The sequence below is a fragment of the Caproiciproducens sp. LBM24188 genome (genome assembly GCF_054130445.1).
The window spans coordinates 712,114-727,829 of record NZ_CP196862.1; the positions used below are offsets into that span (position 1 = coordinate 712,114).

The 15,716-nt window shown below is 47.6% G+C and carries 11 protein-coding genes; 7 read left to right on the forward strand and 4 right to left on the reverse strand.

The window, feature by feature from the left end; genetic code table 11:
* Positions 1-113 precede the first annotated feature (113 nt).
* Positions 114-1,043, reverse strand: coding sequence for a DUF7916 family protein (locus tag ACSVDI_RS03260; RefSeq protein ID WP_457944699.1), 930 nt, complete (start codon positions 1,041-1,043; stop codon positions 114-116).
* Between the two features lie 427 nt (positions 1,044-1,470).
* On the opposite strand from ACSVDI_RS03260, the gene ACSVDI_RS03265 reads away from it, so the two are divergent.
* From ACSVDI_RS03265 to ACSVDI_RS03290, 6 genes are all read left to right on the forward strand, one after another.
* Complete coding sequence (locus ACSVDI_RS03265) at positions 1,471-2,304, forward strand: PRD domain-containing protein (RefSeq protein WP_457944701.1); 834 nt, start codon at positions 1,471-1,473, stop codon at positions 2,302-2,304.
* A 41-nt stretch (positions 2,305-2,345) separates the two neighbouring features.
* Complete coding sequence (locus tag ACSVDI_RS03270) at positions 2,346-2,828, forward strand: PTS sugar transporter subunit IIA (RefSeq protein ID WP_457944702.1); 483 nt, start codon at positions 2,346-2,348, stop codon at positions 2,826-2,828.
* Positions 2,810-4,489 (forward strand): phosphoenolpyruvate--protein phosphotransferase, encoded by a 1,680-nt coding sequence (gene ptsP, locus ACSVDI_RS03275; protein ID WP_457944703.1) that lies wholly within the window; start codon positions 2,810-2,812, stop codon positions 4,487-4,489. Before ACSVDI_RS03270 ends, ptsP begins: the two co-directional genes overlap by 19 nt.
* A gap of 28 nt (positions 4,490-4,517) precedes the next feature.
* The gene (locus tag ACSVDI_RS03280; RefSeq protein WP_457944705.1) at positions 4,518-4,775 is read left to right on the forward strand and encodes an HPr family phosphocarrier protein; all 258 of its coding nucleotides are present in this window, start codon (positions 4,518-4,520) and stop codon (positions 4,773-4,775) included.
* 88 nt (positions 4,776-4,863) lie between these two features.
* Positions 4,864-6,303 (forward strand): N-acetylglucosamine-specific PTS transporter subunit IIBC, encoded by a 1,440-nt coding sequence (gene nagE / locus ACSVDI_RS03285; RefSeq protein WP_457944706.1) that lies wholly within the window; start codon positions 4,864-4,866, stop codon positions 6,301-6,303.
* Positions 6,304-6,608: 305 nt separating this feature from the next.
* The gene (locus ACSVDI_RS03290) at positions 6,609-9,245 is read left to right on the forward strand and encodes a glycoside hydrolase family 3 N-terminal domain-containing protein (RefSeq protein WP_457944708.1); all 2,637 of its coding nucleotides are present in this window, start codon (positions 6,609-6,611) and stop codon (positions 9,243-9,245) included.
* A gap of 244 nt (positions 9,246-9,489) precedes the next feature.
* Here ACSVDI_RS03290 and ACSVDI_RS03295 read toward each other — a convergent pair whose 3' ends face one another.
* Positions 9,490-10,689 carry an EpsG family protein gene (locus tag ACSVDI_RS03295; RefSeq protein ID WP_457944710.1) on the reverse strand — a complete coding sequence of 400 codons (1,200 nt, stop codon included), beginning with the start codon at positions 10,687-10,689 and terminating at the stop codon, positions 9,490-9,492.
* Between the two features lie 186 nt (positions 10,690-10,875).
* Between ACSVDI_RS03295 and ACSVDI_RS03300 the strand changes: the two genes are divergently transcribed.
* Entirely contained in the window at positions 10,876-12,270 is a 1,395-nt protein-coding gene (locus ACSVDI_RS03300; protein ID WP_457944712.1) for an undecaprenyl-phosphate glucose phosphotransferase, read from the forward strand.
* Positions 12,271-12,435: 165 nt separating this feature from the next.
* On the opposite strand, the gene ACSVDI_RS03305 is transcribed toward ACSVDI_RS03300, so the two are convergent.
* Together ACSVDI_RS03305 and ACSVDI_RS03310 are read right to left on the reverse strand one after the other, a co-directional pair.
* Positions 12,436-14,142 (reverse strand): methyl-accepting chemotaxis protein, encoded by a 1,707-nt coding sequence (locus tag ACSVDI_RS03305; protein ID WP_457944714.1) that lies wholly within the window; start codon positions 14,140-14,142, stop codon positions 12,436-12,438.
* A 127-nt stretch (positions 14,143-14,269) separates the two neighbouring features.
* Entirely contained in the window at positions 14,270-15,682 is a 1,413-nt protein-coding gene (locus ACSVDI_RS03310; protein ID WP_457944716.1) for a phosphoglucomutase/phosphomannomutase family protein, read from the reverse strand.
* Positions 15,683-15,716 lie beyond the last annotated feature (34 nt).

Consider the following 15,716-nt stretch of genomic DNA (forward strand, 5'->3'; position numbering starts at 1 on the left):
GGAGCGCTTCGCGGTGTGATATAAGTTTTAATATAAAATAAAACAAAGGCGGGAAACGTGTGTTTCCCGCCTTGTAATATGTTTACTCTTGGAATCGTTCACAGGATGGGATTTTAGCGGTTCACCGACCGGACCATGCGGCGGTAGGTGTGGCGCACCCCTTTTATGGCAATGGAATATGCCATAATGTTTTCCGGAAGCGCCATGCCAATATACCCCGAGTCCCCAATATGATGAATGTCGGTGCCGGTCATTTTGCACAGCAGGGCAATCTGGCGAATGGTTTCCTGGTCGGCCCCTTCCTGTGAGGTTCCAATTGCCGTCAGCGTCAGCGCCCCCAGGCTGTGGGCATACCTAACTAGGCTGCGGATGTATTCCATGGTAATTCCGGGTACGGTTGCTGGGGCCGGAAGCAAAATAATATCTGCGCCGGCGTTTACAAATTCGTGGATGTCCTGTTGCGTAATCAGATTTTCTCCCGATTCGGAGAGAATGCCAGAAGCATGCATTTTGCCTGCGGCAAGAATGATGCGGTCGCCCAATTCCTGAGAGATTGCTTTTAACGATTCCGTAATCGCGCGGTTTTGAACGCCGATTCCGGGGTTCCCAGTCAGCAAAATCATGTCCGCGCCCATGTCGCACAGGGTACGGGCGTTCGAAACGGTTGCCCGGCGCCCCTCGGTCAAAGCCCATACCTGATTTTCAGAGCCCGCTGCACTTTCGGGATCGGCCGGTTCCAGGTTGACGGCGATGACCCTTCCGGTCAAGCGCTTTAGTTCCCGGATTGTTTCAGCCTTTTCCACGGGAGGCAAAGCGTAAATGAGGGGATTGTTTACGTCAAACAAATTCAAAATTAACATATCCGCCCCCATGCCAGCGGCGAACTCTGCATTCGTAACCGTTTCAAGATAAGGGGGCACCGCACCGATCGTTTCACAGGCCATAACGCGCCCTTCACTGAGCGCAATGGACTTCAAAAGATCGGCTTTCCCCATCTGAGCAATATCTCCGCTATTGCAGTCAATTAGACGTTTTACCATCATTCTTCACCTTTCTTCTATCGGCGTTCGATTTTCTTAATGGCAGTGATTGCAATCATTGTCATCCATTTCCATCATTATAGAATTGTCCCCGCAAACTGACAAGAGCGGTTTCTAAATTTTATTATGCTCAGGTAGAAAATAGTTCTCTTAAGCGGTGAAGAGTGCGGGTTAGCTGCATGAAAAAACATTTTTCATAGAATTGCTTAACATATGAAATGTTTTATATCATAATTTTATAAATTTATAATTGACTTTTGAATCTGCTCTCGCTATAATTAAGGAGAAGAAAGAATTAATACACTGGTGTCACAAAATTACATATTGGGCTGTCACTGGTAATGCAGGCAAAACCAAAGTTTTACAGGTCGTATTTATGCGCCCTGTGAAAGTTTGGTTTTTTTGTTTTTAACCAGAAAGAGTGGATATTATGAAAATTTTCAAGTCCATTAATAATAATATTGTTACGGCCCTGGACAGCGATGGCGTGGAAGTCATCGTCGTCGGAAAAGGGATTGGTTTTCGTGCGAAAGAGGGAACAGAACTGAAGCCTGCTTCCATACAAAAAATCTACCGCATGGAAAATCAAAAGGATACCGACCGGCTGAAGGCCCTGTTTTCTTCTTTACCGCCCTTGTATATTGAGGTGACGGATGAAATTTACAGTTACGCCAAACGCGTCTTAAATAAGCGTCTGAATGAACGCGCTTATATTTCGCTTGCGGATCACATCCATTTTGCCGCGCAGAGGCACCGGGACGGACTGGATTTTTCCAATGCTCTTTTAAATGAAATCCGCCGGTTTTACTCTGTGGAATACCAGATCGGCCTGTACGCTCTGGAAATTATCTGGAAGCGCCTTGGTATCACTTTTCCCTGCGATGAGGCCGCCTCTATCGCCATCCATATTCTGGACGCCGAATATGACATCTCAGTAAAGGGAACATTTGACGCGGCAAAGCTGATGAATGGAATCCTGGATATTGTAGAAAATAAGGAGCATTTCCAAATACGCGACGGCGATTACTACCATGAAAGATTTTTGACCCATCTGAAATTTCTGACCCGGCGGATTGTGAAGAACGAGCCCTTCACGGGTTCCGACAACGGGCTATATACGTTACTTTGTGAAAAGTTTCCGAAGGAAACGCATTGTGGGAAAGCCATTGCGGAATATGTTCATCAAACATGCGGGGTGGAACTTCCGCAGCAGGAAATCGCCTGCATCGCGATTCACCTGTGTTTCATGCAGCAAAATGCATAAACACTGTTTTACCCTTAATTTTGCAGCAGAGAGGTTTTATTATGTTTTTTGGAATAGGAAAGAAAAAGGAAACGATTGTATATGCTCCCATTTCGGGCAGGGTAAGGCCACTGTCTTCTCTGAAAGACGAAACGTTCCGCTCGGGCGTTTTGGGACCGGGAATCGCGATTGTGCCGGACAACGGCCGCGTTGTAGCCCCCGCCGACGGCACGCTGAGTCAGATGTTCGACACGGGCCATGCGTTCAGCATGCTTACATCTTCCGGAGCGGAGCTGCTGGTTCATGTCGGATTGGATACCGTTCGCTTGAAGGGGAAACATTTTACACGGATTGGGAAAACCGGCGATGCTATCAAAACCGGAGAGCATATGATTGACTTTGAAGAGGAAGCCGTTCGCGGTGAAGGATATGATACCTCGATTGTAGTTGTAGTTCTAAATCAAGATGACTTTAAGAAAATCCGTTTTACAGAGGAAGAATCCGTGCAGGCGGGCAGCCCTCTGATTTGGCTGGAATCAAAGTGATACAGGGAACAGAAGGGAAACTGGAGAAAATGGATATTTTCACAGGAAAAGGCGTTTCGCACGGAATTGCATTCGGAATTGTCTCCGTGCTGCAAAGCGCCAGTGCTTTGGTGGATGAAAGTCCGGCCGAAAACCCGGAAGACGAATGGGCTTTCTTTACAAATGCGAAAAAACAGGCAGATGAAGAACTGGCAGCGCTTTTTGAAACCACGCGCCGTGAAATTGGCGAAAAGGAAGCCATGATCATCGACGTGCAGCGCATGATGCTGGACGATGGGGATTTCAATGACGCGGTGGCGGACTTGATTCATAACAGCCGGAAACACGCGGCGGCGGCCGCGGCCCAAGCCGGAAAACAGTTTTCAGAATTCTTTGCCGGTTTGGATGACCCCTATATGCGTGCCCGCTCTGCAGATGTGGCTGATGTTTCCAAAAGGCTTGTGCGTCTTTTAACCGGTGGGCAATCAGTTCAACAGGAACTGCACCAACCGTATGTGCTGCTCGCGGAGGACCTCAGTCCCAGCGAAACACTTCAACTTGACAAGACGTTTTTGAAGGCCATTGTTACCAGGGGCGGAACCGAAAATTCCCATGCTGTCATTCTTGCTCGGGCCTTGAATCTGCCCTGCGTGATACAGGCCAATCTGCCGGATCTGAATTCCTGCGGGAACCGGACTGCTGCGGTCGATGGGAATGAAGGAAGACTTTACCTGGAACCGGATGAAGATACCACAAAACGGCTGCGTGCGCTGCAGGAAAAACACCACAGTGCCGCACTTCAGCTGGAAGCCCTGCGCGAACTCCCCACCGTCACAAAGGACGGCAGAAGCATTCGCCTTTTCGCCAATATTGCCGGGCCGGACGACCTTGAAAAAGCGGCGCAAAACGGCGCCGAAGGAATCGGCCTTTTCCGCAGCGAATTTCTGTATCTTGGAAGAGATTCCTACCCGGACGAGGAAGAGCAGTTTGAAGCTTACCGCAAAGCGGCCGAAGCGATGCAGGGCCGAACGGTTATCATCCGCACAGCGGACATTGGCGCGGATAAGACAGCGCCGTATCTTCAGCTTCTGCATGAAGAAAATCCTGCCCTCGGGTTGCGGGGAATCCGGCTCTGCTTTGCACGGCCGGAGGTTTTTAAAACACAGCTGCGTGCTATTTACCGCGCGGCGGCTTATGGTTCGGTTGCCGTTATGTTCCCGATGATTATATCCCGCGCGGAACTCCGGCGCTGCCGTGAGCTGGCGGAGAAAGTCCGCAGCGAACTAGAGCGGGAAGGAAAAACGGTTGGCCAGCTTTCCTTCGGCGCAATGATTGAGACACCGGCCGCTGCGCTGGCAGCCGGAGATTTGGCACAGGAAGTGGACTTTTTCAGCGTCGGCACAAACGACCTTACACAGTATACACTTGCCGTTGACCGCCAAAATTCCGAAGTCGGGCAATATTGTGACCCCCACCATCCGGCTTTGCTGAAGCTGCTGCAATTTGTGGTCGAAGCGGCTCACCAGGCCGGCATCTGGGCCGGCATCTGCGGCGAGCTGGCCGCAGACCCGGACTTGACCAAAACATTCTTGCAAATGGGATATGATGAGCTGTCGGTTTCACCCGGTTCTCTTTTAAAACTGCGGCAAAACATCAGGAACCTCAATCTTTCCGAAGAATGAATCACAGCGCTTAGGAGGTAACTTCAAAATGAAAGAATTCCGTTATCGAATCACCGACGAACTTGGGCTCCACGCAAGGCCTGCGGGTCAGTTAGTAAAGGTGGCCACTGGGTTCGAATGTGAAATTAAAATCGGGACCCCCGAAAAGATGGTAGACGCAAAGCGCATTATGGGTGTTATGGGGCTTGCGCTGAAACAGGGCGACGAGGTGACGCTCACCTTTAACGGCCCGGATGAAGCAGAGGCGTTAAACGCCCTGGAAACATTCCTGAAAGGCAATCTGTAAAGCACAAACCGGTACACTGGGCGGGCGAAACAGGTGCCTATGCCTGCAACGCCTGTCATAGCATAAAATTTACAGGAGGAATGGAATTATGATGAAGACATTGCAAAGACTCGGCAAGTCCCTGATGCTACCGGTGGCATGTCTGCCGGTTGCGGCACTTTTCCTTGGCATCGGCTACAGTATTGACTCGGCCGGATGGGGCGCGAACAACGCCGTTGCGGCATTTCTGATCACAGCGGGCGGCGCTCTGATCAACAACATCGCGATCCTGTTTGCCATTGGTATTTCCATCGGCATGTCCAAAGACAACGACGGCACCGCGGCGCTTGCCGGACTTGTTTCCTGGCTGATGACACAGGCTTTGTTGGCACCGGATTCCGTGGCTATGCTGAAGCACATTAAGGTGGAAGAGGTAGACGCGGCATTCAGCAAAACCAACAATGTGCTGATCGGCATCATCTGCGGATTAATCGGCGCTTATTGCTACAACAAGTTCCGTGATTCTAAGCTGCCGGATGCATTCGCGTTCTTCAGCGGAAAGCGGAGCGTCGCGATTGTTACGGGCGGAATCTCCATCCTTTCATCCGCAGTTTTGTTCTTCGTATGGCCTCTCGTTTACGAAGCATTGGTTCTATTTGGCAAAGGAATCCTGAGCCTGGGTGCTTTGGGTTCTGCTCTGTACGGCTTCTTCAACCGTCTGCTCATTCCGTTCGGTCTGCACCACGCGCTGAACGCCGTGTTCTGGTTTGATACCGCAGGGGTGAACGACCTGGGCAACTTCTGGGCTGGCAAGGGCACCTACGGTGTAACGGGACAGTACATGACCGGCTTCTTCCCGGTTATGATGTTTGGTCTGCCTGGCGCAGCTCTGGCAATGTACACAACTGCTAAAACAGAGAAGAAGAAAATCGCAGGCGGCCTTCTTTTCTCTGCAGCAATCGCTTCTTTCATCACCGGTGTAACGGAACCCATCGAATTTTCTTTCATGTTCCTTGCACCTGGACTGTACTTGGTCCATGCGGCTCTGACCGCTGTCTCCATGGGTATTATGACCCTGCTGCCGATTCGCGCGGGCTTCAACTTCAGCGGTGGTCTGATTGACCTGATTTTGAGTTCGGGTACCCCGATGGCAGAAAATCCGTGGATGATTCTTCCGATTGGTGTCGTTTTCTTCTTTATTTACTTCTTCTTGTTCCGTTTCATTATTCTCAAGTACGATCTACATACGCCCGGACGTGAAGATGACGATTATGAAGAGCAGGACAAAGACGTTACGCTTGGCAGCAGCGATTTTGCCGGCGTAGCAGCTAAGGTTTTGGAAGGTCTCGGCGGAAAAGAAAACATTAAAGAGCTTGACAACTGCATTACCCGTCTGCGTGTGGAGGTGAAAGACTACACTGCTGTCAATGAAAAAACAATTAAATCGGCCGGTGTTGCAGGTGTGATTCGTCCCAGCAAGACGAGTGTTCAGGTCATTGTGGGAACACAAGTGCAGCATGTTGCCGATGAAATGAAGAAACTGCTATAAAACAGCGCGGCATACCAAGAAGACTAAGGTAGGCAGGCTGCATTTTAGCAGCCTGCCTCCTTTTTGCAAAAGGAGGGATGACAGGTTCGGGTTGGAGATATCATTTTTGGATATCTTTCATAAAAGTTGATACAATCTTTTAGCATAATCAAGCACATTAACATGCTTCAACAATGTCATTTGTTGATCAAATGATTTAATAAAGAAAGAAGGATGGGTTTGATATGATGTTAACCAGGAAAAAAATGAGGACAATTTCCACTTCGCTTCTTTTAAGTTGTTGCCTAGTCTCAAGCATGATGATTATGCCCACATCCGCTCACGCGGCAACCGTTGAAAAATCAGCGGATGAGATTGTGAGCGCAATGTCGGAAGAGGAAAAGATTGAACAGCTATTGATGCCGGATTTCCGCCAATGGAAAGACAGCGGGCAAACGGCTGTGTCGGACATGACTGTTTTAAGCGATGAAGTAAAACAGATTTTGCAGAAGTATAAATTTGGCGGAATTATCCTTTTTGCAAACAATGTGAAACAAACCGAACAAACCGTAAGGCTTACGGATGATTTGCAGAAAGCAAATGCCGAAGGCGGAAACATTCCTTTGCTGATTGCAACGGATCAGGAAGGCGGCAGCGTCGTTCGTTTAGGTTCCGGCTGCCGTATGACCGGAAATATGGCATTAGGTGCCACACGTGACGAACAGGCAGCATTTGATACCGGCGATATTATGGGCAGTGAGCTGCGTGCGCTGGGAATTAATGTGGATTATGCGCCTGTTATGGATACGAACGACAATCCCAAAAACCCGGTGATTGGCCTGCGTTCTTTTTCAGACGATCCTCAGTTGGTAGCAAAACTTGGCATACAAGTCATGAAAGGGCTTCAAAGCAATAACATTGCCACAGCCTTAAAACATTTTCCGGGTCATGGAAATACCGCTACCGATTCACATACCGGTATGCCCGTTGTAAATAAGACAATGGAGCAGCTCGAAAAAGTAGAATTAGCTCCATTCCAAGCGGCTATTGATGCGGGCGCGGATATCATCATGACAACGCACATCCAGTATCCGAATATTATTACAGAAGAACTTCCCACTAAGAATGGCGGAACCATAAAGCCCCCTGCAACCCTCTCCAAACAAATCCTTACCGGCCTTCTGCGTGATAAAATGGGCTTTGACGGCGTTGTTGTTACCGATGCGATGAACATGCAGGGAATAACGGATAATTTTAATGAACCGGAAGCTACCTTATATGCCATTAAGGCCGGCGCGGATATGGTTGTTATGCCGACGATTCTTCGCAGCAAGGCAGATGTTCCTAACAAGCTTGATCCAATTATTGAAAAGATCAAAACAGAGGCAAAAGCAGACGAGGAACTTCAAAACCGGATTGAGGAATCTGCAAAACGGATTGTACAGTTGAAGATTGACCGTGACATTATGACGCTTGACGAAACTCCGATTGATGAAAAAATAGCAAATGCAGAAGCAGTTGTAGGTTCCGATGAGCATCACGACCGGGAGCGCGAAATTGCTGATGAAGCAGTTACCGTAATTAAAAACGACTACCATGTTCTTCCGATTAAGCCTAAGGAAAATCAGAAATTCCTCTTAATCGGCCAATACTCCAACGAATTGCCCGCTCTGCAATTTGGTTTGGAGCAACTTATCAACGAGGGCAAAATCAATACGGTACAATTCAAAACAATGCACTATTATCCTGGCAATTATACCGATGAACAATTTGAAGAAGCCATTAAAGATGCGGATTATGTCATTGCGATTACCGAAACCACCAGCGAAGCGAAATTGGACCCCTCGAATTGGGTAACCAGTACGCCCACCAAGATTGTTAACTGGTCTAAACAATGGAATAAGCCGTGTGTCCTTGTCAGCATCGACAAGCCATATGACGTAGCAAACTATCCAAATGCGGATACGATGCTTGCGGTTTATGGGAGCAGCGGCATGGATCCGACCGAAGGCGGAAAGCGGCCTACCACAAACTATGGCCCCAATATTCCTGCCGCACTCGACATTATCTTTGGCGCGTTTGATCCGGTCGGAACACTTCCTGTAAACATTCCTGTTATTACAAACGGCGTTATGAGCGATACGGAAATACAATATCCACGTGGTTATGGACTGACCGGCCCCTTAACGCTCGATAAGACGGAACTCTTGAATGCCGTTACGAACGCCGAGAATTTGTATCCGAACAATGATAATGGAAAGTTTACAAGCGAGAGCTGGGCAGCCTTTACTACCGCGCTTGCAAACGCGAAATCTGTTCTGGAAAACAACGCCGCAACGCAAGCCGATATTGACACAGCCAAGAATGCTTTGAATACGGCGATACAGAACTTGCAGACGCATCATAAATCTCGTTCGGATGATTCCTCCAGAGGTACTTCTGTAATATCCTCTACCGCCACTTTCCAGAGTGATACGAATGCAGACTTCTTCGTTAACGACGTTAACGGCTCATATGTATTCAAGATCACAAGTCTAAACGGCCAGATTCCGAACTTTGTAATCGGCACCGCCGGTGTGTTCACCACACAGCTTATCAAGGTGGACGGCAATGATTACTACTTTAAGATTACTGCCAGTGGAACCGCGGGCGCCCAGGCAGGCATTTATGTGAACGGTGTCAAGATTGCGACTGTCACCGTCGGGAATCCGGCAGGGAATGTAAAGAGCGATACCACTCTTCCGTTCCATGTCAAAGTAGGTGCATCCTATGTTTTCAAACTCACGGCTGACACGAAACCTACTTTTGTAACCGGAACCGCTTCCGTGTTTAAGGTTGAGTTTGTCAAAGCAGTAGGAAATGACTATTATTACAGGGTAATAGCGATCGGCAAGGCTGGTCAGGCGGCTGGGTTCTATATCAATTCCAGCAAAACATCCGTTACGGTTGCAACCATCGCTTAATTCCAAAAATCACCCAAAGAGGTCGGGGGCAGTATACCATGTGGTATGCTGCCCCTGACTTTTTCAGGTAACAAGCAGCAAAATCTGGGTGTGAGAACCTCTCACCGTGCGAAACAACAATGGACAGCTCAAGTTAATTCGTGCCTAATACGGAAACGCTTCTTTGTTTAAAACGGAAAAAGGCGCATGGTGTGCAGCCAAACGGTTCGCACCATGCGCCCTTTTCATGTGGGCAAGGCAATGCTCATTTTTGTGTTAAAAAGGTGACATACGGATACAAATTAATTCGGTTCTGCAGCAGAATCCACACGTTATAAAGGAATCCGATCAGCACCACCGCTGCGGTGGCATAGTAATAAATGTATTTATGCATATTCAGCTTGCTTTTTACCTGACGGCGTTCCTGCAGGGCTTTTTTCTTTTGCTCTTTGCTTTTGTAGGCTTTTAAAGATTCCGCATTGGTTCCAACCTCTGCCAGCACACTTTCTGTGCCGACACTGGCCAAAAGTTCCGGAATAATCAAAATGGCAGAGGTGAAGAACATCATGCCGAAACGCTGGAACAGGAAATGCTGGCAGGTCATGATGTACAGAAGACCGGAATAAACGGAAAAATTAATCAGCACCACATTCTTGGGGTCGCGCTTCAAAATAAAGTCCTTCACAATCAGAATGGTAACCATGGTAATGACAGGAATTGCGGCGGTCTGCCAGTCGCGCCCCATCATGTAATAAAGCCCCTGCTTCGTCGCGTAGTATTGATAAACGTATTTGGTGATAAAGTGAAACAGCGGCCAGGAAAATATCATAATCAGCGCCGTCAACCCCGCATAGGTCGTCAGCGATTTCCAGTTTACCTTTATGTGTGCTATAAAGTAAACCGGAATCATAATGATCATCGATTTGTGGAAGGTGCAGGCCAATAATATAATCAGCAAATACGGGAGAAATTTTTTGTTTTTTAAGTAGTGAACCGAAAACAGGAAAATCGAGATGGCAATCGACTGCCGCAGAAAGCTGAGCGTATTGCCAAAGAATCCGAAGCTTGCAAAAATAAACATTCCAATCCACGGAATGGGGGAGTATTTGTAGAGCAGAATCGCGGTCAGACCAACGGAAAGAATGGAAACGAAAAGCATGAAAACATGTACGTCACCGGTAAACAGAGAAACAAAATAATTCAGCAGACTGTATCCGGGTTCAATCCGGTAGCCGTTCGCGCTGCTGATTAAAAATGACCAGCCGCCGTTCCTTACCTGTGTAAAATAGTCGGCGTACTGCTTGTAGTCGATTCCAACCGTATTCGCGCGCAGATACGACATCGCAATCATGACCACGGATACGATGACTAGAAAAATGGCATTGTTGGTTTTGCTCTTTTTGATTTCGCAAAGGCAAATTCCCAGAATAATGATTAGCAGCAGAAGTAAATTATATGCTAACATAGTCAACCTGCTTCCTTATCGTATATGGAAATATCAGACAAATTTTAGCCTATTATATCATTTTGGAAGAAATTGCACAAGACTACGACTGCCAAAATAGGGCAAAAATTACCAAATAATTCTTGCCTTAGGGGTGGAAATCCTTTACAATATAGAATATTCCAGAATATACGAGGCAAGTGGATTATGATTAAAGAAAATCAAAAGATACTGAATGCGGCTCTGGCAATTATCGATGCCGGAATCTGTTTTTTATCCATGGTTTTGGCTTTTCTACTGCACTTTATCAATTATCAGGGCTCGTTTTATATCGGCATCAACTATTATCTTCGTTTATTGATTTTCGTCATCCCCGCTTACTTTTTTATTTTTAATTATTTTGAACTGCATGATTCTTTCCGCCACAAATCCCTCCATGCTGAAATTTCCAAGGTGATTCAGTCTAATTTTGTCGGGATTATTTTCATTTTTGTCTTGGTGTTTTTCCTGAAGGAAGTCCATGTTTCCAGAATGGTCATCTTTCTGTACGGAGTGATTGATTCCTTCCTTACCTCCTTATGCCGTTTCTTTCTGCGGAAGCTGCTCCGGCACATGCGGGCAAAGGGATACAATTTAAAGCACCTTCTTCTGGTTGGGTGGAACGAAGTATCGGCTGAATTTTACGACAAGGTCATGGCAAACCGCAGCCTGGGGTATGATTTCATCGGATATGTGAGCCACGCCAGAGTAAACACAGCTGGCCGCAAAATCGCCTATGTTGGAGGGTTTGGCACGTTGCCCAGGCTCCTGGAGCAAAAAGGAATTGATGAAGTCATTATTTCGCTCGATTACAATGAATTTTCGGAACTGGAAGCCATTATAGAGGTTTGTGAAAAAGCAGGGGTCAAATCCAATTTACTTCCGTTCTATACCAAATATCTGCCGACCAAGCCGTATATTGACGAAGTGGAAGGAATGCCGCTGATAAATATCCGCAAGGTTCCGCTGGATAATATGATTAACAGCTTCTGCAAACGTCTTTTCGACATTGTTGTTTCCCTGATTGCGCTGATTGTATTTTCTCCTGTGATGCTTCTGACTGCCGCCGGAGTGAAAATGACTTCCCCGGGGCCGGTGATTTACAAACAGGAGCGGATTGGCAGAAATAAGCGCCCCTTTCAAATGTATAAATTCCGTTCCATGAAAATGGATGATGGAACATCGGATATGACGACATGGGGCACGAAAAACGATGACCGGCGTACGAAATTCGGCTCTTTCATCCGAAAGTGCAGCATTGACGAGCTGCCGCAGCTTATCAATGTTTTGAAAGGCGATATGAGTTTGGTTGGTCCCCGGCCGGAACGTCCGTTTTTTGTGGACAAGTTCAAGGAGGAAATCCCCCTTTATATGCTCAAACACCTGGTTCGCCCGGGAATGACCGGATGGGCGCAGGTGAATGGATGGCGTGGGGATACTTCTATCGAAGAGCGGATTAAATGCGATATCTATTATATTGAAAACTGGACACTCCCGCTGGATATTAAGATTTTATTCCTTACGGTGTTCAAGGGTTTTGTCAATCACAGTGAGGAATTGTAGTCGTTTCCCACAGTATGGTTTTTAAGCACAAAGATCCGTTCGGGCGTTCTGCCAAGTTGAATCGAGTGGATACATAACCGAATCAATAAGAAAAAAGTTCCAATCGGCCACAGACCGGTTAGAACTTTTTCTATGGGTGCAAACGCCGCAACCGAATCTATAAGGTTACGCAGACTGCTCTTCCTTTTCCGGCTCGGATTTCAGGGTGAACTGGTTGACCAAATTCTTTAACGACTGGGCCTGTGCGGACAGTTCTTCACTTTCCGCGGCGCTTTCCTGCGCGGTTGCGGAGTTCGTCTGTACCACGTTCGAAATTTGCTCCACACCCAAAGTTACCTGTTCAATTCCCTTGGATTGCTGGTTGGTGGCGGCTGAAATTTGTTCGATTGTACTGGTGATTTTTTCTGCACTTTCCACCACCCGAAGCAGGGATTTTGCGGTTTCATCCGCAATTTTCGTACCGTTTTTCACCTGCTCCATGCAGTTTTCAATGAGAACGGTGGTGTCCTTTACGGCCTGGGCGCTTTTACCTGCCAAATTTCTCACCTCGTCGGCTACGACGGAAAAGCCCTTGCCGGCCGCTCCGGCCCTTGCGGCCTCGACCGCCGCGTTCAGGGCAAGAATATTGGTTTGGAAGGCAATGTCATCAATTGTTTTAATGATTTTGCCAATTTCACCGGAGGACTCGTCAATCTGACGCATGGAGACGACCATTTTCTCCATGTATTGGTTGCTCAGCTCGATTTCGGAACGAACGGTGCTTACGTTCTTGCTGGCCCCTGCAGCCTGCGCTGCGTTTAAACGGACATTTTCAGAGATTTCCTCAATGGTTGCCATGAGCTCTTCCACAGAGCTTGCCTGTGCGGCCGCCCCCTGTGCCAATGCCTGAGCGCCCAGTGAAACATGTCCCGCTTCTCCGGAAACTTGTTCTGCCGACTGATTGATCTGCCCCAGCGTGTCATTTAACGAAATCAGTATGCTCTGAAACGACTTTTTGATTTCAACATAGTCCCCTATGTACTCCAGGTTGGTGTCAACGGTTAGGTTGCCGTGCTCCATTTCACTGAGAATCCGTTTGATGTCGGCAATATAGGCACGGATTGTTTCAGCGGAACGTTGAAAAGCGGCGCCAAGCTGACCAATCTCATCGTTCGTTGTTGTCTGAATCGTAAGGTTTAAATCGCCCTTTGCCATTCTTTCTGCGTTCTCTGCCATTTCCTTGAGCGGTTCCTTGATGTTTCGGGACATTTTCAGCGCGATGATGAGCGACAGCAGAACCGCAAGCAAAATCACCGCCAGGGTGACTCCTTTCGCTGCGGCAGAATGTGTGGCAAGGTCGGCCGATACCTTACGGCCGCTTTTCGTTTTTTCATTGACCAGAGCGTTGGTGTCGGTGAAAATTTTATTGGCGAGCGGCGTCGCCTGTTTGCTTAGAATATCCTGTGCCTGGTCAATTTCTTTGCTTTTCACAAGGTCGGTAATTTGTGACAGATACTCCGTGTATTTCTTTAGATTGTCCTCAATATCGTTGTACAGGCTCAATTCCTGGCTGCTGGTCAGACTCTTTTTTATATTTTGAAAATAGGCGTTCATTTGATCACTTGATTTTTCCAGTTGGGTCGCATAAGCATTTCGTTCCTTGATATCTGTTGTATAAAGCAAATCACGAAGCGTAGCGCTGCTGCCTTTGAATTCCGTGTTGAACAGGCCGATGTCACCCTGTGCAAATCCATAATTCTCTAAAGCGTCGTTATACTTTTCCTCTATATTGGAAACTGCAAGGAATCCAACAATGCCACCAATGCTGCAAACTATTGTTACAAAAATAAAAGAAAGTGCCAATCTTCTGCCGATTTTTTTGTTTCTCAACATCCGCATATACCCCTTTTAATCTTGTTCCTGTAATTTCACCATTCCGGTGGAGCAAAACGCCCAAATTTTTTTTGCTTCTTCTTCTCTTTTCTTTTACAAGAGTCCCCAAGGCGATTCCTGGGCTGTTTTAAAGACCCAGGAAGTCACGGAATACGCGGCTCACCTGTGCTGCTTCGGCTGCATTTTCCATTTCACTGAAAATACGCAGAACCGGTTCCGTTCCCGAAAAGCGGCAGATGATCCATCCTCCATTTTTAAAATAGACCTTGCATCCATCTATGTAGGAAATTTTTTCTATTTCTTGGTCAAAATGTGGTATTTTCTTCTCTTCGAAGAGAAGGTGCTGCAATTCTTTCTTTCGCTCGCTGGTCATGCGGCAATCAAACTCGTCCATGAAGAAGTTACCGAATTTCTGGTGGATTTCATCAAGAATATCATGCAGCGGACGGCCGATTACGCTAATCATTTCCACCAGCAGCGAACCGGCGTAAACACCGTCTTTGCCGCGAATATGGCCGCGCACGGTCAGTCCGCCGGAAGACTCACCGCCGATCAGAGCATTGGTTTCTTCCATTTTGGACGAGATGTGCTTGAACCCGACCGGTACCTCATAGCACACTTCCCCAAAGCTTTCCGCCATCCGGTCCAGGCAGTGGGTTGTGGCAATATTGCGCACCGCGGGGCCTTTCCATCCCTTGTACTCATGCAGGTAATAGTACAGCAGAACCAGAATGTCGTTGGGGTGGATAAAGTTTCCCTTGGAATCGATCAGGCCGATTCGGTCGGCGTCGCCGTCGGTGGCAATGCCCAAATCATAGCCGTTCTGAACCACCATCTGCGCCAGGTGCGACAGCGTTGAGCTGTTCGGAGCGGGAAGCCGCCCGCCGAACAGGGTGTCGTGCCGGTCATGGATGACTTCTACATTACAGCGGCAGGTCAGCAGAATCGTCTGCAGGGTTGTTTTGCTTACGCCAAACATGGGGTCCAGCAGAATTTTCATATTTTTTTTCTTAATGGCCTGCGTATCAATAACATTCAAAATACTGTCGATATAATTGTTCTGTGGGTCAATCTCTAGAATCAACCCGTCTGCGGTTGCTTTCTCATATTCCATCGTATGGATTTCCGACGGATCGATTTTGGCAATCTCTTCTTCAATCCGGTTAGTTACTTCTTCCGTCGCATCCCTTCCCCCGGAGGTGAAAATTTTAACCCCATTGTATTCCGCTGGATTATGGCTTGCCGTAACCGCCATGCCATAAGCGGCGTTTTCCTGCAGCACCTGAAACATAATCAAAGGCGTCGGCACATCATGATTAATTAAGTGTACCGGAATGCCCCCGGCCGCGAGGGAGCAGGCAATCCATTTTGCTCCAAGGTCGGACAGGAACCTGCGGTCATACCCAATCACGACCGGACGGTCCTCTACGTGGTCTTTTTGCATCATTTTTGTTAATGCAGCAGAGAGCAGCTCCAAATTACTCCGTGTGAAATCTTCCCCGATGATGGCGCGAAATCCACCGGTGCCAAACTTGATCATATTGAATTCCTCCCGTAGAATTTGGGGCTATTCT